Below are 19,350 nucleotides of genomic sequence, written 5' to 3'. Positions count from 1 at the left end.
CCGGCGGTCGATCCGCCGGATAGAATTCGCGTGCCGCGCCGCGCATCGGTCTGCCGGGTGCGAGATGGCGCGTGCGTCCGAGGAAACCATGAACGAAGTTCCACTCAAATACCGCGTGCTGCTGATCGAGGACGACGACCGCCTCGCGCAGCTCGTGCGCGAATACCTCGACGGCTATGAATTCGCGGTGACGGTCGTGCGGCGCGGCGACCTTGCCGTCGCGGCAGTGCGCGAGCACCAGCCGGCCCTCGTGATACTCGATCTGATGCTGCCGAATCTCGACGGCATGGAGGTTTGCCGGCGCATCCGCGCGTTCACCAACGTCCCCGTGCTGATCCTGACCGCGCGGGCGGACGTGTACGACCAGGTCGCCGGGCTCGAGACGGGCGCCGACGATTACGTCACCAAGCCGATCGAGCCGCGCGTGCTCGTCGCGCGCGCCCGCGCGCTGTTGCGCCGCGCGCAGCCGGCCGCGGCGGAAGCGCCCGCGGCCGCGCCCGACGCGCTCGTATTCGGCGAGCTCGCCATTTCGCCGCCGAACCGCACCGTCACGTGGCGCGGCGAGCCGGTCGAACTGAAAACCGCCGAATTCAATCTGCTGCTGATCCTCGCGCGCGCGGCCGGCACCGTGCTGAGCCGCGACGACATCCTGAAGCAGTTGCGCGGGATCGAATTCGACGGACTCGACCGCTCGGTCGATTCAGGCATCTCGAAGCTGCGCCGCCGCTTCGAGGATGCGTCATCGGAGCCGCACAAGATCAAGACGATCTGGGGTCGCGGCTACCTCTTCAGCCCTTCTGCGTGGGACGAATAAATGCTGCGCCCGTTGCTTCGGTTGTACCTCGTCGTGATCCTGTTCGTCGGCGCGTCGATCATGTTCATCCAGCTGTCGTTCGACCGGATCTTCTACGAGCGCGGCGCGCAGGCGCAACGCGACTCGCTGACGACCTATTCGTTCGTGCTGAACGACTACCTCGAACGCCATCCTGGCGCGCAGCGCGAGCTCGCACTGCGCGAACTCGCGCTGCATGGCCGCGAAGGGTTCGGCTTCATGTCGATGGCCGACGCACGCGCGCAACTGAGCGGCGCGCCGCTGCGCGATCTCGATGCCGGCCGGATCGCGATCAGCTACAACGGCAAGGATTACTACATGCCGCTCGCGGACGGTTCGGTGCTGCATGCGCGCCCGATCGAAGCGCCGGATCTCGACATCCGCATCTATGCGTACATGCTGCTCGCGCTCGCGACGCTGTTCGCGGTGGTGCTGTGGATTCACTATCACTGGCGCGACATTCGCCGGCTGCAGGACGCCGCGCGCGCGTTCGGCGCCGGGATGCTGTCGACACGCGTGAAGGTGTCGGGCAAGTCGAACATCTACGAGCTGTCGCAGCAGTTCAACGACATGGCCGCGCGCATCGAGGCGTCGATCAAGCAGCAGCGCGAAATGATGCACGGCATCTCGCATGAACTGAAAACGCCGCTCGCCCGGCTGGAGTTCGGGCTCGCGCTGCTCGCCGACGCGGACGAAACGGGCCGGATGCGCGAGCGCCGCGACGCGCTGCGGCGCGACGTGCGCGAACTCGACGAGCTCGTCACCGAGCTGCTGACGATCGGCCGGCTCGAACAGGGGGCAAGCGAGCTCGCGCCGATGGAGGTCGTCGTCGACGCGCTGATCGACAGCGTCGCCGGCAACGTCGCGGACGACATCGCCGATCGCGGCATCGCGCTCGACGTGTCGACGCTCGACGCGCCCGCGGCCCACGTCTGCGATCCGAAGCTCGTCGCCCGCGCGCTGCTGAACCTGATCCGCAACGGCGCGCGCTATGCGTCGCGCAAGGTCGTGCTGGCCGCCGCCCGCGACCGCTCCGGCGCGCTCGTGCTGAGCGTCGACGACGATGGCCCCGGCATTCCGCCCGCCGAGCGCGCCCGCGTGTTCGAGCCGTTCCAGCGACTCGACTCGAGCCGCGACCGGCAGACCGGCGGCTTCGGGCTCGGGCTCGCGATCGTGCGGCGCGTCGCGCAGGTGCACGGCGGCGACGTGCGGCTCGAGGATTCGCCGCTCGGCGGCGCGCGCTTCGTGATCACGCTGCCCGTGCGCGCGCTGCCCGACAGCCTCTTCGACGTCGCGCAGCACGTCGCGAACCGGCACGCCGATACGCGCCGCCGCGGCGGCATGACTAGCGTCGTCCCGCTTTGATGAAACGGGCGGCGGGCCCCGCCCGCCGTCGCCGGCCGCGCGTCGTCAGCGCCGGCGCAGCAGCGCGACGAAGAACAGGCTGCCGAACAGCGCGGTCACGATGCCGATCGGCAGATCCTCCGGCGCCGCGAGCGTGCGCGCGGCGACATCGGCCCACACGAGCAGGATCGCGCCCGTCAGCGCGGCGACCGGCAGCAGCCGGCCGTGCTCGGCGCCGACCACGCGACGGCACAGATGCGGCGTCACGAGCCCGACGAACCCGATCGCGCCGCTGACCGCGACCATCCCGCCCGTCGCGAACGACGCGACGACGAACACCTCGCGTCGCATCCGCGCGCTCGGCACGCCGAGCGACGCGGCGGCGACGTCGCCCGACATCAGCGCATTCAGTTCGCGCCGGCGCGCATGGAGCGCGCAGCCGGCAAGCACCGCGCACACGGCCGGCACCGGCAGCAGATCCCAGCGCGCGAGCCCGACGCCGCCGAGCATCCAGAACAGCACCGACGACGCGGCGCGCTGATCGCCGAGATACAGCAGCAGGTTGCCGAACGCGGCCATCATGAACGACACCGACACGCCCGCGAGCAGCAGCCGGTCCGATTCGAGCCGGCCGCTCCGGTAAGCGAGCGCGACCACGCATGCGGTCGCCGCAAGCGCGCCCGCGAACGCGGCGGCCGACAGCGTGAACGGGCCGAACGCGGCGCCGGCCACCACCGTGACCGCGATCGCGCCGAGCATCGCGCCCGCGCTCACGCCGAGCAGGTGCGGATCGGCCAGGCGGTTCGCGGTCGCCGCCTGCAACGCGACGCCGACCGCCGCCAGCGTCGCGCCGACGATCGCGGCCAGCAGCGCACGCGGCATCCGGATCAGCCACACGATGCTGTCGTCGCCCGCGGCCGCCGCGAACGCATCGCCGCCGCCGACCGCCGACGCGACGTGCGCGGCGACGATCCGCACCGCGGCCGGCATCGCGATCGGCGCGGGGCCGAACGCGGCCGATGCGACGATCGACACGATCAGCAGCACGGCCAGTCCCGGCAGCACCACGCGCATACCGGGCCGCGCCGCCTGCCCGCGCACGCTCATCGTGCCGCTGCCGCGAATGCGGCCGGATACAGCGCGCGGGCGAGCGTCTCGACGGCCGCGACGTTCCCGGGCCCCGGCGTCGCCGCATCGTACGGAATCACGACGAAGCGCCGGTCGCGGATCGCGGCCACGCGCGCGAGCGCCGGCTGGCTCGACAGGAACTGCCGCTTCTGCGCGGCCGTGACCGCCGAATAGTCGACGATCACGATCACCTGAGGATCGCGCGCGACCACGCTTTCCCAGCTCACCTGCGTCCAGCTGCGCGGCAGGTCGTCCATCACGTTGCGCGCGCCCGCCGCCGCGAGCAGCGCGGTCGGCATCGCGAGGCCGCCCGCCGTCATCGGCTTGTCGGTGCCGCTGTCGTACACGAACACGCGCAGCGGCGCCGGCCGCCCGATCGCGCGCGACACCGCCGCCAGCCGCGCGCGCATCCCGGCGACGACCTGCGCGGCGCGCGCATCGACGCCGAAGATCCGGCCGAGATTGGTCAGGTCGCGGAACACGTCGTCGAACGACGCGGCCGACTGCTTCATCACGTGCGAACACGATTCGGTCAGTTCGTAGGTGCGGATGCCGAACGGTGCGAGCGTCGCCGGCGTCACCGGCCCGCCGACGTGCATCCCGTAGTTCCAGCCCGCGAGATAGAAGTCGGCGCGCGCAGCGGCCAGCACTTCCAGCGACGGATACTGGCTCGCCAGTTCGGGCACGCCGCGCAATGCGTCGCGCACGCGCGCGGTGCCCGTCTTCCAGCCGCCGATGCCCGTATAGCCGACGAGCCGGTCTTTCAGGCCGAGCGCGAGCATCATCTCGGTGAGGTTCACGTCGTTGCTGACCGCGCGCGTCGGCGCGCGTTCGAACGTCACGTCGCGATCGCAACTGCGCACGGTGACGGGATAGGCGAGCGCGTGAACGGCCGCGCCGCCGAGCACGGCGGCGGCGACCAGGCGGCGGACGACGGAGGACAGATCAGCAAATGGCATGGCGGTCATTCCGGATGAAGCGGCGTGATGCGCGGGCGGCCCGTGACGGGATGGCGATCGACGAGCGCGGCGACGCCGAACACGTCGCGCAGCAGCGCTTCGGTCAGCACGTCGTCCGGCGCGCCGGACGCGACGACGCGGCCGTGCGCGAGCACATGAAGCCGGTCGCAATATGCGGCCGCGAGATTGAGATCGTGAATTGTCGCGAGCGTCGCGATGCCGAGGCGGCGCACGCGCGCGAGCAGTTCGAGCTGGTGACGCAGGTCGAGATGGTTGGTCGGTTCGTCGAGCAGCAACAGTTCGGGCTGTTGCGCGAGCGCACGCGCCAGCAAAGCACGCTGTTTCTCGCCGCCCGACAGCGATGCGAAGCGCTGGGCGCGACGCTCGACGAGGCCGACATCGTGCAGCGCGGCTTCGACGATCCGGCGATCGTCGGCCGACTCCGCATCGAACGGCCGCTTGTGCGGCGTGCGGCCCATGCCGACCAGTTCGTCGACGGTCAGCCCGAAATCGTCCGGCGTTTCCTGCTGCAGCACCGCGATGCGCTGCGCGACCGCGCGCGGCCGCATCCGCCACACGTCCTGCGCATCGAGCGCGACGCGGCCGGCGTCGGGCCGCGCGTAGCGGAACACGCAGCGCAGCAGGCTCGTCTTGCCGCTGCCGTTCGGGCCGACCAGCCCGACGAATTCGCCTTCGGCCACCGTCAGCGTCACCGAATCGAGCACGTCCACCGCGCCGCCGGGAGACCAGCTCACGCGTTCGATGTCGAGCATGTGGGTGATGGAGCGCACTTCGTCTCGCCCTAGAAGCGCATCGTCGCGACGAGCTCCGCCGAGCGCGACGGGCCGAGCAGCCATTGTTCGCCGCCGTTCGACGTCGTCACCGCGTACGTGCGGTTCGCGAGATTGCGCAGATACAGCGCGAGCTCGGTGCGCGACGTCGGCTGCCAGCGCAGCGACGCATCGAACACCGTGTACGACGGCACCTGCACGCGATTCGCGTCGTCGCCGTACGTCGCGCCGACGTAGCGCACGCCCGCATTCGCGTGCCAGCGCTCGGCGAACGCCCAGCCGAGCCACAGGTTTGCCGTCTGTTGCGGCACGCCGGACGGCACGTTGCCGGCCCGCGACACCGTCGCGCCGCCGACCGTCTGGTTGAAGGCGTCGTAGCGTGCGCGCAGCAGCGCGACGTTCGCATCGATCGTCCAGCCGTGCGGCAGCCGCGCGCCGCCGGTCAGCTCGACGCCGCGCGACGACTGCCGGCCGACCTGCTGGCGCAGCGCCGGATTGAACGGGTCGGTGCTGAGCAGGTTGCGCTTCGTGATGTCGTACACCGCGAACGTCCAGTACGCGCGACCGTCGAGCAGCGTCTGCTTGAGCCCGGCTTCCCACTGTTCGCCGGTCGCGAGCCGGTAGCCCGCCTGCGACGCGGACAGCGTCACGAGCGAGCCGACGCCCTCCGCGCCCGTCGTGTACTGCGCATACGCGCTGAACGTCGGCGCGACGTCGAACACGAAACCGGTGCGCCAGCCGACGTTCGCGAACCGCTTGTCGAAGCCCGCGCCGGTCGCCGCCTGCTCGCGGCTGAACGCGATGTGGTCGTAGCGCAGACCGCTCACCCACGCGAGCCGCGGCAGCACGTCGAGCCGGTTCTCCGCGAATACCGCCACCTGCCGCGCGCGCGTGCTGAACTGCGGCACGGTCGGGTCGCGGCTCATGAAGACGCCGGGATCAAAGCCGTGCGCCGGTACCGTCGTTTCGCCGCCGTACGGCGAATTGTTGATGCCGCTGAACGTGATCCGGCTGAATTCCGTGCCGACGACGAAACGGTTCGCGCGACCGAACAGCATCCCGTCGATGCGCGCGCTCAGCCGATCGCCGATCTGCCGCTGATGGTGGCCGATGTCGAGATAGTCGCCGCGCGTGACACGCCCCGTCGCCGCGTCGAGCGCATACGATTCCGCGTTGCGCCAGTGGCGGTTCGACGTCAGGTAGTAGAGCTGATTGTCGATCGTCACGCCGGACGCGGGCCGGTAGCGCGCCGACAGGCGCGTCCACTGGTCGTAGTACGAAATCGTCGCGCCGCCGACCGTGTAGTTCAGCTTGCGCAGCGACGAATCGAGCACGCCGTTCGGCGCGGGCACGCCATAGTACGTCGCGGGCATCTGGCGCCCGTAGTCGTAGTCGAGCGTCAGCGTGAGTCGTGGGCTCACGTCGAATGTCAGCGCGCCGCCGATGGCCGTCGTATGCGTATCGGCCCGCTCGGCGAGACCGTTCGCGCGCGCATCGCTCGCATAAAAACGGTACGACAGCCGCGGGCCGAGCGCGCCCGTCGTATCGAACGCGAAGCGCTTCGCGCCGTCGGGGCCGATGCCGGCCTGCAGCGTCGTCTCGCGCGTGCGCTGCGGCCGCTTCGGCACCACGTTCACGACCCCGCCGATCGCCCCTTCGCCGTACAACACCGATGCCGGGCCGCGCAACACCTCGATGCGCTCGACCGACCACGTGTCGAACGGAAACGTGCTCGTGCCGGCCGCCGGCATCAGCCGCACGCCGTCGAGCAGCGTCATCACCGATTCCTGCCCGCTGAAGCCGCGCACGCTCAACGCGGTGCCGCCGGTGCCCGGCGCGATCGCGCTCGCGAAGCCGGCGGTGCGCGTGACCGCATCGAGCACCGTGCGATCGCCGCGTGCGTCTATCGTATCGGCCGTGACGGCTTCGACGCTCGCGGGCGTGTCGAGGCTCGCGAGCCCGAGCCGCGAGCCGGTTTCGAGCGGTTGCGTCAGCGGGTCGGTCGGTGCGGACGAAGCCGTGACGTTGATCGCCGGCAGCGCGTGCCGGTCGTCCGGCGACGATGCAACGGCTTCGGCGGCCAGCGCGCCGGTGGTCGCGATCGCGCAGCCGACCAGGGTCGTGCAACTGCGTGCCGCGCGCGTGCGCCAGGCGCTCGCGTGCCGGCGCGGCGCGGCATGGCGCCGCTCCCCGCGCGCCGGGGTGGGTCCGATTCTCGTCACGTCGTATCGATCTTCGTTGAATGTCGTCGCACGCGAGCGGCCCGGGCAGCCGGCCGACCGGCGACGAAAACGTCAGATGATACAATATATCAACTTGGTCCGTCAGGATTTTGACAGCTTGCGTTGCCGCGCGCCTCGTCAACGCTGCGCACCCCCTCGCGCGCGGGGCCCCGCAACGCGGCCGCAAGCCGGTTGCATGCTAGCCGCCACCGCGCTCAACCGCCGGTCTTGAACGCCGGCAACTGCTGCCCGAGCCGCGCGCCCATTTCCGCGCCGAGCGCCTGCAGCGCATTGAACGGCCGGATCATCACCTCGAACTCGACGATTCGCCCGTCGTCGTCGAAGCGGATCATGTCGATCCCCTTCAGCGCCTTGTCGCCGATGGTCGCGCCGAATTCCAGCACGACGCTCTTGCCGTCGTCGGCCGCGAACTGGCGGTGATACGTGAAATTCTCGAGGATCGTGATCACCGTGCGCAGCGCCATCAGCAGCGCGGGCGCCGGCCCGTACGACTTGAACGCCATCGGCGAGCGGAACACGGCGTCCGGATGGACGATCGATTCCAGCGCGCCGAAATCCTTGCGTTCGACCATCGCATGCCATGCGTCGAGCGATTTCGCGACGGCGGGATGAAGATGCAGCGGGGAATGTGTCATCGAAGTCTCCAGCATCGTGGTGGGACGGAACAGAAACGAATCGGTATCAAAGGGTCGCGGCCAGCGTCGTGCCCTGGTGAATCGCGCGCTTCGCATCGAGTTCGGCGGCCTCGTCCGCGCCGCCGATCAGGTGCACGCGGCATCCGGCGGCCTGCAGTTGTTCCGCCAGCTCGCGCGACGGCTCCTGCCCCGCGCAGATCACCACGTTGTCCACCGGCAACGTCCAGTCGACGCCGTCGATCGTCACGTGGAAGCCGTCGTCGTCGATGCGCCGGTACGTGACCGACGACGACATCCCGACGCCGCGCGCCTTCAGCGCGGTACGGTGTATCCATCCGGTGGTCTTGCCGAGCCCGTCGCCCACCTTCGAGGCCTTGCGCTGCAGCAGATGCACGTGCCGCGCCGCCGGTTCGGGCCGCGCTTGGCCCAGGCCGCCGGCATTCGCATACGACCGGTCGACGCCCCATTCGCTGAAGAACCGGTCCGCATCGACACGCTCGGCGCCGTCGCGATGAACGAGATACTCGGCGACGTCGAAGCCGATGCCGCCCGCGCCGACGATCGCGACGTTGCGACCGACCGCCTTGTCGTCGCGCAGCACGTCGAGATAGCCGAGCGCCTTCGGATGCCCGATGCCGTCGATCGGCGGCGTGCGCGGCACGACGCCCGTCGCGATCACCACTTCATCGAATGCTTCCTGCAACAGCATCTCGGCGGTCGCACGCGTATTGACGTGCAGCGCGATGCCGCGCAATTCGATCTGCCGGCGGAAATAGCGCAGCGTCTCGTTGAACTCTTCCTTGCCGGGCACCTTCTTCGCGATATTGAACTGGCCGCCGATCTCGGCGCCGGCTTCGTATAGCGTGACCGCATGACCGCGCTCGGCCGCCGTCACCGCGAAGCCGAGGCCCGCCGGCCCGGCGCCGACCACCGCGATCCGCTTGCGGCGCGGCGCCGGCTGGATCACGAGCTCGGTTTCATGACACGCACGCGGATTCACGAGGCACGACGTGATCCGGCCGCTGAACGTATGGTCGAGGCATGCCTGGTTGCAGCCGATGCACGTGTTGATTTCGTCCGCGCGCCCTTCCCGCGCCTTGCGGACGAACTCGGCATCGGCGAGGAACGGCCGCGCCATCGACACCATGTCGCAATAGCCGTCGGCGAGCAGTTGCTCGGCGACTTCCGGCGTATTGATCCGGTTCGTCGCGACGAGCGGGATGCCGACCTTGCCCATCAGTTCCCGCGTCACCCACGCGTATGCTGCGCGCGGCACCTTGGTCGCGATGGTCGGAATGCGCGCCTCGTGCCAGCCGATGCCGGTATTGAGGATCGTCGCGCCGGCCGCCTCGATCGCCTGCGCGAGCCGGATCACCTCGTCGAGCGTCGAGCCGCCTTCGACGAGATCGAGCATCGACAACCGGTAGACGACGATGAAGTTCGCGCCGACACGCTCGCGCACGCGCCGCACGATCTCGACCGCGAAGCGAATGCGGTTGTCGTACGCGCCGCCCCACGCATCGTCGCGATGGTTCGTGCGCGCGGCGATGAATTCGTTGATCAGGTAGCCCTCGGACCCCATGATCTCGACGCCATCGTAGCCCGCATGCTGCGCGAGCGCCGCGCATCGCACGAAACCGGCGATCGTCTCGTCGACCTCGTCGCTCGTCAACGCATGCGGCGTGAACCGGTTGATCGGCGCCCGCAGCGCGCTGGGCGCCGCGAGCGCCGGGTGATACGCGTAGCGCCCGAAATGCAGGATCTGCAACGCGATCCTGCCGCCTTCCGCGTGCACCGCACGCGTCACGACGCGGTGACGTTCGGCTTCCGCTTCGGTCGTCAGCATCGCGCCGCCCGGCGCCGGACGGCCGCGCTCGTTCGGCGCGAATCCGCCCGTGACGATCAGGCCGGCCTCGCCCCGTGCGCGCTCCGCATAGAACGCGGCCATCCGCTCGAAGCCGTTCGGCGCTTCCTCGAGGCCGACGTGCATCGAGCCCATCAACACGCGATTCCTGAGCGACGTGAAGCCGAGTTCGAGCGGGGTCGTCAAATGCGGATAACGGGAGGTCATCGGGGCGTCTCCATCTTTTATGCAACAAGTTGCACGGATGGTAGCGCGTCGACTTCGTTTGTGCAACATGTTGCACAAACATACCTGCGCCGTTTGTGCTGCGGCCCCGATATGGCAAGATTCGGTTCATTGCGCAGCCTTCCTCGATCCGACATGTCCCTGCCTCACGCGCTTCTCACCGCCCTCGCCGAACGCCCTGGTTCGGGGTCCGAGCTCGCCGACCGTTTCGATCGCTCGATCGGCTATTTCTGGCAGGCGACGCATCAGCAGATCTATCGCGAACTCGGGCGTCTCGAGGAAATGGGTTGGGTCGAATCGCTGCCCGCCGAGTCCGGCCGCGGCCGCAAGCGCGCGTACCGGATCCTGCCGGCCGGCAAGAAGGAATTGCGCCGCTGGATCGCCGAACCGGAAGATCCGACGCCGCTGCGCGAGGCGTTGATGGTGCGCCTGCGCGCGGAAGCCGTGCTCGGGCCGGCCGGCCTCGAGCACGAGATCCGGCGGCGCATCGCGCTGCATCAGGAAAAGCTGGACTTGTATTTGCAGATCGAGGCGCGTGATTTTTTGGCGGACGGCGATTCGGCGGACGGCGATTCACGCACGAAGCGCCTGCAGCATCTGGTGCTGCAGGCCGGGATCGCAAACGAACGGTTCTGGGTCGAGTTTTCGCAGCACGCGCTCGACACGCTGCGTTTGCCGAAGGATTGAAGCCGCTGGCGAAGGCCGGCCGGCGGTCGTTTCACCGCCGCTCGGCCTCGTGCGCCCGACTACGTAATCGCGACGCCTTTACAGCAGGTCGCACCGCGCCCGCTTTCGTGAAGCACAGGCCGCGCAGCCTGCGTTGAATCGCCGCGCGGCGAACCCGGATCACGCATCCGGCAAAATCACCACCTTGCCCTTCACCTGCCGGTTCGCTATCCGCGCGATCGCATCGGCCGCGCCGTCCAGCGACACGCGTTCGGTGATCGTGGGCCGCACCTTGCCGGCCGCGAACCATTCGGCGAGCAGCCGCATGTTCGCTGCATGCTGCGCCGGATCGCGACGCACCGCATCGCCCCAGAACACGCCGAGAATGTCGCGCTCCTTCAGCAGCGCGAGGTTCAGCGCGAGCTTCGGGATCTCGCCGGCCGCGAAGCCGACCACGAGGAACCGGCCGCGCCATGCGGTCGCACGCAACGCCGCCTCGCTGTATGCGCCGCCCACCGGATCGTAGACGACGTCGGCGCCGCGCCCGCCGGTCAGTTCGTCGACGCGGCGGCGCAGGTCTTCGGTCGCATAGTCGATCGTCTCGTCGGCGCCCGCTTCGCGGCACAGCGCGAGCTTGTCCGCGCTCGACGCCGCCGCGATCACGCGCGCACCGAGCGCTTTCGCGATCTCGATCGCGGCGATGCCGACGCCGCCGGCCGCCCCGAGCACGAGCAGCGTCTCGCCCGCCTGCAGGCGCGCCCGCTGCTGCAACGCATGCAGCGACGTACCGTACGCAAGCACGAGCGCGGCGCCCTGCTCGAACGTCATGCCCGGCGGCAGCGCGGCGAGTTGGTGCGCGTCGGCCACGCACTGCTGCGCGAACCCGCCGTGGCCGGTAAACGCCATCACCGAATCGCCGGGCCGCCACGCGGTGACGCCGTCGCCGACCGCGTCGATCACGCCGGCAAACTCGGCGCCCGGCGAAAACGGCAGCGCCGGTTTCACCTGATACAGCCCCTGGACGATCAGCGCGTCGGGGAAGTTGAGCGACGCCGCCTTCACCTGGATCCGGACTTGCCCGGCAGCCGGTTCGGGAATCGCGACGTCCTCGATGCGCAAGCGGTCGATCGGGCCGAATGCGGTACACAACAGGGCTTTCATGCGCTTCTGTCTCCTTGCGTGGCGTGGCCGGGCATCGGTACGGTGTGCGGGACATCTCCCCGTGGCCGGTTCACGACGCATATGCGATGCCCTACGGCATCGGCGACACCGTCAGAACGCGAGATCGCGTCGCGACATCAACAGGCTGATCGTGCTGCCTCCCGAGGTGCCGGCCGTGTCAGCCGAATGAAGGGTTGGGTGGCGCCAAGTGCTGGCAGGAATTTAGCACGGTCGTTCACAAACGACAACGATACACACGCCAGCCAGTATGCGTATCCGGGAAGTGGGCCGGGCCGCACGAGGCGGCCCGGCGCGGGACAGCTATCGCGTCAACCCGCCTGCGGCTTCGAAAGCTGATCCGCAATCGGCAGGCTGCGAATGCGCGTGCCGGTCGCCGCGAAGATCGCGTTGGTCAGCGCCGGCGCGACGGGCGGCAGGCCCGGTTCGCCGACGCCGCCGAGCGGCGTCGCGTAGTCGTCCGGCGCGACGAGATGCACGCGGATGTCGCGCGGCGCCTCGTTCATCCGCAGCACCTGGAAGCCGTTGAAGTTGCTCTGCTCGGGGCGGCCGTCCTTGAACGTGATCTCGCCGTGCAGCGCGATGCCGAGCCCCATCACCACCGCCCCCTCGAGCTGCGAGCGCACTCGCTCCGGATTGACCTGCGGCCCGCAGTCGATCGCGATGTCGACGCGCGGCACCGAGATTCTGCCGTCCGCATCGACCTGCACCTCGCACACCGCCGCCGTGTACGACACGAAGCTGCGATGCGCGGCGATCCCGAGCCCATGCCCCTTCGGCAGCTTGCGCCCCCAGCCGGCTTCGCGCGCGACCGCCTCGACCACGCGCCGCAGCCGGCCCGTATCGACCGGATACAGCGCGGGATCCTCGCCGTAGTTCACGTTTTTCACCGTGATGTGCGGCTCGAAACGCCGCGCGGGCCCGATCAGGTCGAGCAGGAAATCCTTCGGATCGCGGCCGGCCGCATGCGCGAGTTCCGACACGAAGCTCTGGATGCCGAACGCATGCGGAATGTTGTACACCGAGCGAAACCAGCCGATCCGCGTATGCGCTTGCGCGGCCGGATTCTCGATCCGCACGTTCGGAATCGCGAACGGCAGGTCCGCGATGCCCTGCGCGAGCTCGCCCGGCTGCTCGTGCACGACGCCGGCGCGGAACGTCGACTGGATCGACGGCGCGACCGTGCGATGCTGCCACGCGACCACCTTCCCCGCCGCATCGATCCCGCCGTCGAACGCTTCGAGCGACACCGCGTGGAAGTAGTCGTGCGCGATGTCGTCCTCGCGCGTGAACGTCAGCTTCACGGGCGCGCCGACCGCCTTCGACAGCAGCGCGGCTTCCACCACGTAATCGGGCTTCGACTTGCGGCCGAAGCCGCCGCCGAGCAACGTCACGTTGACCGTCACACGCTCGGCCGGCACGCCGAGCGCCTTCGCGATCTCGTCGCGCGTGGTCTGCGGCGCCTGCGTGCAGGTCCACACTTCGCAGCGGCCGTCGGCCACCCGCGCGACGGCCGCGGGCGGCTCCATCGTCGCGTGCGCGAGATGCGGAACGTAGTACGTCGCGCGCACGCGTTTCGCGGCGCCGGCGAGTGCGGCCGCCGCATCGCCGTCGTTGCGGATCACGTCGCCCGGCTGCGCGGCGGCCGCTTCGAGCGTCTTGCGATACGCGGCCGAGTCGTAGCCCGCATGCGGCCCGCGCTTCCAGTCGATCTTCAACTGCGCGCGTGCCTGGATCGCCGTCCACGTATCGCGCGCAATGACGGCCACGCCGCCGAGCGGCTGGAAGCCGGACGGCAGCGGCGTCGACACCAGTTGTACGACCTTGACGACACCCGGCAGCTTCTCGGCGGCCGACGCATCGAACGACGCGACCGTGCCGCCGTAGGCCGGCGGCCGCGCAACGACCGCATACAGCATGCCGTCGAGGCGCGTATCGATCCCGTACCGCGCGCGGCCGCCGACGATGTCGCGTCCGTCGATCAGCGCCGTCTTGCCCTTGCCGATATAGCGGAATTCGGCCGGCGCCTTCAACGCCACGCTTTTCGTATCGGGCACCGGCAGCGCGGCCGCCTTCCCGGCCAGTTCGCCGAAGCCGAGCTTGCGTCCGGTTTTCGTGTCGACGACCTCGTGCACCGTCACCTTCACCTGGCGCACGTCGACGCCCCACACGGCAGCGGCCGCCTGCGCGAGCATCGTGCGCGCGGCCGCCCCCGCGCGGCGCAGCGCGGCGAAGCTCTGGCGCAGGCTGCGCGAACCGTCGGTGTTCTGGTTGCCGTAGCGCGGCTCGTCGCCGACCGCTTGCGCGACCTTCACGCGCGCCCAGTCCGCGCCCAGTTCGTCGGCGACCACGAGCGCGACGCTCGTGCGTACGCCCTGGCCCATCTCGGAGCGGATGCAGGTCACCGTGACGGCGCCGTCCGGTGCGATCGCAACGAACAGGTTCGGATCGTCGCGCAAGCCATGCGGCATCCCCGCGCCGCCATACTGCGGATTCGCGCTGACGGGCGGCTGCGCCGGCGTGGCCGCCTGCGCGAGCGACGGCACGCCGAACGCGAGCAGCAGCCCGCCCGATGCGAAGCCGAGCAGCAGCGCGCGACGGCTTTCGTTGTCGACGGAGAGTTCGGGCGCGCTCATGCGTCACCTCCGCGGCGCACGGCCAGCCGGATCGCCGCGCGAATGCGCGTATAGGTGCCGCAGCGGCAGATGTTGCCGGACATCGCATCGTCGATGTCGGCATCGGTCGGATGGGGATGCGTCTTCAGCAGCGACGCGGCCTGCATGATCTGCCCGGACTGGCAGTAGCCGCATTGCGCGACGTTCAGTTCCTGCCACGCCTGCTGCAGCGGGTGCGTGAGATCCGTCGACAGCCCCTCGATCGTCGTCACGCGCCTGGACGCCGCCGCCGCGACCGGCGTGATGCACGCGCGGATCGCGACGCCGTCGAGATGCACGGTGCATGCACCGCACAGCGCCATCCCGCAGCCGAACTTGGTGCCGGTGTGGCCGAGCACATCGCGCAGATACCAGAGCAACGGCATGTCGGGATTGCCGTCGAAGTGCTGCTCGCTACCGTTGACGATCAGCGTGATCATCGTTCACCTCCTGGTTGCGATGCCCGCCGGGCAGGCATCGAGTGGGGATTCGAACGGCGCGGCGCACATTCCGAACGATCAGGCAGGCGTGGCGCCGTTTCGTCGACCGTGTCGCGTGCACGCACGGTCGGGCGGATGCTGCGAACGATGCCGTCGGCCGGTTGCCTGCGCAACCTTTCGCCTTTGCCCGGCCGGCGCTCGTCCGCATGGATCGCCGCCCGCATTATCGAACCATTTCGGATTTGACGTCGGGTCGCGGCGATTCGGGCGTTTCAGGCAAGCGGGGAGAACGCACGGCCGGGGATGGCGCGTGTCATCGACGGGGCTTTAGCGTGCATCGCGAGCGCGCGTTCCGGGTCGCACATAGGCAAACATCCGGCCAACCTCACGGCCGGACCGGATGCTTGATGGTTGCGCCGAACGCGACGCCACGCACTACCGCACGGTCTTCCTCACGGCGAGCGCAACGCCTGCAACCCGAGCGTGAGCGCGTTGAACGGCATCTCCGCGGCGCCCATCGAGAAACTGGTCGTCTTCGTGGGCACGCCGGGCGTACGCATCAGCGCGTGGACGATCCGCTCGCTCGCATGGCCGTCGCCGTATGGATTGCTCGCGCGCGACATTTCCTCGTACGCGCTCTCGCTGTCGAACAGCCGCGACGCTTCCCACACGATCCGGTCCTGATCGGTGCCGACGAGCCGCGCGGTGCCGGCCTGAATCGCCTCGGGCCGCTCGGTCGTCTCGCGCGTGACGAGCACCGGCTTGCCGAGCGCCGGTCCTTCTTCCTGAATGCCGCCCGAATCCGTGATGATGAAATGCGCGCGCGACATCAGGAATACGAACGACAGGTATTCCTGCGGCTCGATCAGGTAGATGTTGGGCACGCCGCCGAGCCGCGCGCGCGCCGGCTCCTGCACGTTCGGGTTCAGGTGCAGCGGATAGACGAACTGCGCATCGCGATAGCGGTTCGCCAGCGTGCACAGCGCGTCGCAGAAATGCCGGAACGGTTCCCCGAAACTTTCGCGGCGATGGCCGGTGATCAGCACGACGCGCCGCGACGGTTCGAGAAACGGAAAGTACGCGGCGATCTTGTCCGACAGCGCGGCGGTGCGATCCAGCATGCGCTTGACCTCGTGCAACGCATCGATCACGGTATTGCCGGTCAGCGAGACGCCCCCGCCCGGCACGCCCTCGCTCAGCAGGTTGTCGCGGGCCTGCCCGGTCGGCGCGAAATGCCATGACGACACCGCATCGGTCACGCGGCGATTCAGCTCCTCCGGCCACGGCGACCAGATGTCGCCGCTGCGCAGGCCGGCCTCCACGTGACCGACCGGCAGATAGCGATAGAACGCCGCCAGGCTCACCGCGAGCGTGGTCGTCGTATCGCCGTGGACCAGCACGACGTCCGGCCGAAAATCGTCGAAGACGACGCCGATCGCATGAAGAATGCCGGTCGTCACGTCGGTCAGCGTCTGGCCTTGCCGCATCAGGTTGAGATCGTAGTCGGGCTTGATGTCGAACAGCGTCAGCACCTGATCGAGCATTTGCCGATGCTGCGCGGTCACGCACACGCGGGCGTCGACATCCGTCTGCGCCTTCAGCGCACGCACCAGCGGCGCCATCTTGATGGCCTCCGGCCGAGTCCCGAACACAAGCAAGATCTTCTTCATCGTTATCCTCGTTTAGCCGCTTCGCGCCCGGCGATCCTGCACGCGGCGCGAAGCATGTATTCGGGCGGCGCATCCCGTACACGCACGCGATCGACATGCGGCGGTGTGGCGGGGCGAGCGCGCTGCCGCGTCCGCGCGGTCCAGGCCGCGCGAATCGTCGTACTACCGGCGTCCCGTTGCACTGGATCAATCACGTCATGAGTCGTTCCTCGCTGTGTCGAGCGTCACGTCCTCCCACACCAGCAATATTCAAACCAGCCGGCTCGCGTCGCGGCCCGCTTCGCTCCGCGGCCATTGCCCGCGAACGGTGCGTCATGGAATGTTTCACAACTGCTACGGACACCCGCATCGCCGGATCGACGCGGCAACGATAAACAGCCGGACGCTCGCGCGATCCGTCTGACGACGTCGTCCGACGAATCGCGCATGCATGTCGAGCCCTCGTGACGAAGCGAATCGCACGGACCTTTCGACGCGCGTTGCGTCGCCTCGATTCGCCCCTTTCGTCTGTGCAGTGCGCGGCGCGCACGCGAGCGTCGACCGCCGTGGCGCGCGCAGGATTTCGCCCACATCCGACGCCGCGTTGAATCACACGAATCGGGGCTCGGGAAATGTTGCGAATGTGTAACGCGGATTCGAAACCGGCGAATACATCGGAGTCCGGTCCATTCGTCTCATGTGAAAGCAGCGCGCGTAGCGATCGCGGGCCGACGCGTGCATGCCGAACGACACGCGACGGCCAGCCATGCCAAGCCGCACCCGGCCACGCGGCATCGGCAGCTGGGACGGTCCGGGCGCCGCGCGACGCGCTCGAGCCGCGCGGCCGACCGTGCGGGGTCGGATGCGACGCGCGCACGCTGATTCGTCAGTGAATCAAAACACGCCGGCTGCACGCATGCCGCATCCGCTTCCCGCGCGGGCCTCCTTGCTGCGCGGGGCATCGCGGCAGATGGCTCACCCCTTGCTTGATGTCGGACAGTGCGTCCCGAAGCACGCGCATCGCAGCAGACAGATGGGGACGCCAAAGCAACGAAGCCGGGAGACGATGCGACGCATCCGTCCGGGGCAGCCGACAACCGCCCCGCGACGAACGCGCCATCGTTTCCCATTGACGTCCGCGCGATCCACGGAGCGCCTTCAGCTCTCATCGGTCGTCGTTGCGGGCACGGGGATGGGGACATGAAGAAAAGGGCGGCGTCATTCTGCGAGCAAGGCATCCTGCTGCTGATCGTGCTTGCGTGCTCGCTGATCGTGCGCGACACCGCCTCGCAGGCGATCGCCGAACCGGCCCGGTTCGGCGTGCCCGCCGCAACCGCCGCAACGGCCGCAACCACCGGGATCGCGATGGCGCGCATCGCGCTCGTCGCGCCGGCCTCGCCCGATCCGGACGCGTCGCTCGAGCCGCCGCCCGCCGCCACGCCGGGCGTCGCATTCGATCCCGAGCTGCTGCTGATACCGTGCGTCGCGTACCTGTGGCTGTTCACGCTGTTGACGTGCGCGTATGCCGCCCGGCATTACGTATTCAGCCTCGACCGCCTGTTCAAGCCGCAACACGCGCCCTACCGGACGATGACCCACGGCGACTGGCCGCGGCTCACCGTCTTCGTCGCCGCCCACAACGAGGAAACCGTCATCGTCGATTGCCTGATGGCGCTGCTGGCGACGACCTACCCGCGCGACCGGCTGACGATCATTCCGGTCAACGACCGCTCGACCGACAACACGCGCGCATTGATCGACGAAGTCCGCGCACTCGCGCCCGAGCTGATTCAGCCGTTTCACCGCGAGACCGGCAAGCCGGGCAAGGCAGCCGCGCTGAAGGATGCGCTGCGCTTCATCCGCGGCGACATCATGGTCGTATTCGATGCCGACTACCTGCCGCGCCCAGGGCTGCTGAAGGAACTGGTCGCGCCGTTCTTCGACCCGGAAGTCGGCGCGGTGATGGGCCGTGTCGTGCCGCAGAACGCCGACAGCAACCTGCTCGCACGGCTACTCGATCTCGAGCGCGCGGGCGGCTATCAGGTCAACCAGCAAGCCCGCAACAATCTGAACCTGGTGCCGCAGTACGGCGGCACGGTCGGCGGCATCCGCAAGGGCGCGCTCGACGCCGTGGGCGGCTGGTGCGACGACACGCTCGCCGAAGATACCGACATGACCTACCGCCTGCTGCTGAGCGACTGGCGCACGGTCTATCTGAACCACGCCGAATGTTACGAGGAAGTACCGGAGCGCTGGGCCGTCCGCGCGCGGCAACTGACGCGCTGGGCGAAGGGCCACAACCAGACGATGCTGCGCTATCTGGTTCCGGTGCTGCGCAACCCGCTGATCTCGCGCCGCTGCCGGCTCGACGGCGCGCTGCTGCTCGGCGTGTTCACGATGCCCGCGCTGCTCGCGATCGCGTGGAGCGCCGCGCTCGCGCTCTACCTGTTCAACGGCGTCAACTCGACCGCGCTCGGCCTGCTGCTGTCGCTGTTCGCGCTGTTCTCGTTCAGCACCTTCGGCAACTTCGGCGTGTTCTTCGAGATCGTCGTCGCCGCGCGGCTCGACGGCCGCGCGACGCGGCTGCGGCTCGTGCCGGTCAACGTCGTCGGCTTTTGCGTGACGATCGCGGCGGTCGTCTCCGCGCTGTGGGGACTCGCGCTCGACGCGGCGTTCCGCCGCGAACTGAAGTGGGACAAGACCGAGCGTTTTCGCCGGCAGTTGAAACCGGAGCGATGAGC

14 protein-coding genes are annotated in these 19,350 nt (G+C 69.1%); 4 read left to right on the top strand and 10 right to left on the bottom strand.

The genetic code is table 11. From position 1 onward, the window contains the following. Positions 1 to 88 precede the first annotated feature (88 nt). Together KR541_RS06690 and KR541_RS06685 are read left to right on the top strand one after the other, a co-directional pair. A complete protein-coding gene (locus tag KR541_RS06690; protein ID WP_089488636.1) occupies positions 89 to 814 on the top strand; it encodes a response regulator in 726 nt (241 codons plus the stop codon). Beyond that, positions 815 to 2,197 (top strand): ATP-binding protein, encoded by a 1,383-nt coding sequence (locus KR541_RS06685; protein WP_050013738.1) that lies wholly within the window; start codon positions 815 to 817, stop codon positions 2,195 to 2,197. It abuts the gene before it with no gap. 45 nt (positions 2,198 to 2,242) lie between these two features. Here KR541_RS06685 and KR541_RS06680 read toward each other — a convergent pair whose 3' ends face one another. From KR541_RS06680 to KR541_RS06655, 6 genes are all read right to left on the bottom strand, one after another. Next, positions 2,243 to 3,283, bottom strand: coding sequence for a FecCD family ABC transporter permease (locus KR541_RS06680; protein ID WP_050013737.1), 1,041 nt, complete (start codon positions 3,281 to 3,283; stop codon positions 2,243 to 2,245). Then, positions 3,280 to 4,272: an ABC transporter substrate-binding protein gene (locus tag KR541_RS06675; RefSeq protein ID WP_216089458.1), complete on the bottom strand. Its 993-nt coding sequence runs from the start codon at positions 4,270 to 4,272 to the stop codon at positions 3,280 to 3,282. The genes KR541_RS06680 and KR541_RS06675 overlap by 4 nt, the downstream gene beginning before the upstream one ends. Beyond that, a complete protein-coding gene (locus tag KR541_RS06670; RefSeq protein ID WP_050013788.1) occupies positions 4,269 to 5,045 on the bottom strand; it encodes an ABC transporter ATP-binding protein in 777 nt (258 codons plus the stop codon). Before KR541_RS06670 ends, KR541_RS06675 begins: the two co-directional genes overlap by 4 nt. A gap of 20 nt (positions 5,046 to 5,065) precedes the next feature. After that, entirely contained in the window at positions 5,066 to 7,276 is a 2,211-nt protein-coding gene (locus KR541_RS06665) for a TonB-dependent receptor (protein WP_414590640.1), read from the bottom strand. A gap of 215 nt (positions 7,277 to 7,491) precedes the next feature. Next, complete coding sequence (locus tag KR541_RS06660; RefSeq protein ID WP_050013735.1) at positions 7,492 to 7,932, bottom strand: nuclear transport factor 2 family protein; 441 nt, start codon at positions 7,930 to 7,932, stop codon at positions 7,492 to 7,494. 46 nt (positions 7,933 to 7,978) lie between these two features. Further along, complete coding sequence (locus KR541_RS06655; RefSeq protein WP_216089457.1) at positions 7,979 to 10,003, bottom strand: NADPH-dependent 2,4-dienoyl-CoA reductase; 2,025 nt, start codon at positions 10,001 to 10,003, stop codon at positions 7,979 to 7,981. Positions 10,004 to 10,156: 153 nt separating this feature from the next. Here KR541_RS06655 and KR541_RS06650 point away from each other — a divergent pair, with 153 nt between their 5' ends. Further along, on the top strand, positions 10,157 to 10,708 hold the full coding sequence (locus tag KR541_RS06650) for a PadR family transcriptional regulator (protein WP_179233129.1): 552 nt from the start codon (positions 10,157 to 10,159) through the stop codon (positions 10,706 to 10,708). Between the two features lie 159 nt (positions 10,709 to 10,867). Here KR541_RS06650 and KR541_RS06645 read toward each other — a convergent pair whose 3' ends face one another. From KR541_RS06645 to wecB, 4 genes are all read right to left on the bottom strand, one after another. Then, positions 10,868 to 11,848, bottom strand: a complete 981-nt coding sequence (locus KR541_RS06645; RefSeq protein WP_216089456.1) for an NADPH:quinone oxidoreductase family protein — start codon at positions 11,846 to 11,848, stop codon at positions 10,868 to 10,870. Positions 11,849 to 12,177: 329 nt separating this feature from the next. Continuing rightward, the gene (locus KR541_RS06640) at positions 12,178 to 14,502 is read right to left on the bottom strand and encodes a xanthine dehydrogenase family protein molybdopterin-binding subunit (protein WP_216089455.1); all 2,325 of its coding nucleotides are present in this window, start codon (positions 14,500 to 14,502) and stop codon (positions 12,178 to 12,180) included. Next, entirely contained in the window at positions 14,499 to 14,960 is a 462-nt protein-coding gene (locus KR541_RS06635; protein WP_216089454.1) for a (2Fe-2S)-binding protein, read from the bottom strand. The genes KR541_RS06640 and KR541_RS06635 overlap by 4 nt, the downstream gene beginning before the upstream one ends. Positions 14,961 to 15,412: 452 nt before the next feature. Next, entirely contained in the window at positions 15,413 to 16,630 is a 1,218-nt protein-coding gene (gene wecB, locus KR541_RS06630) for a non-hydrolyzing UDP-N-acetylglucosamine 2-epimerase (protein WP_050013729.1), read from the bottom strand. A 1,179-nt stretch (positions 16,631 to 17,809) separates the two neighbouring features. Between wecB and KR541_RS06625 the strand changes: the two genes are divergently transcribed. Then, complete coding sequence (locus KR541_RS06625) at positions 17,810 to 19,348, top strand: glycosyltransferase family 2 protein (protein ID WP_050013728.1); 1,539 nt, start codon at positions 17,810 to 17,812, stop codon at positions 19,346 to 19,348. Positions 19,349 to 19,350: the final 2 nt, after the last annotated feature.

It is taken from the genome of Burkholderia sola (assembly GCF_905400185.1).
Classification (GTDB): domain Bacteria; phylum Pseudomonadota; class Gammaproteobacteria; order Burkholderiales; family Burkholderiaceae; genus Burkholderia; species Burkholderia sola.
This window is presented reverse-complemented; position numbering and strand designations above follow the sequence as displayed.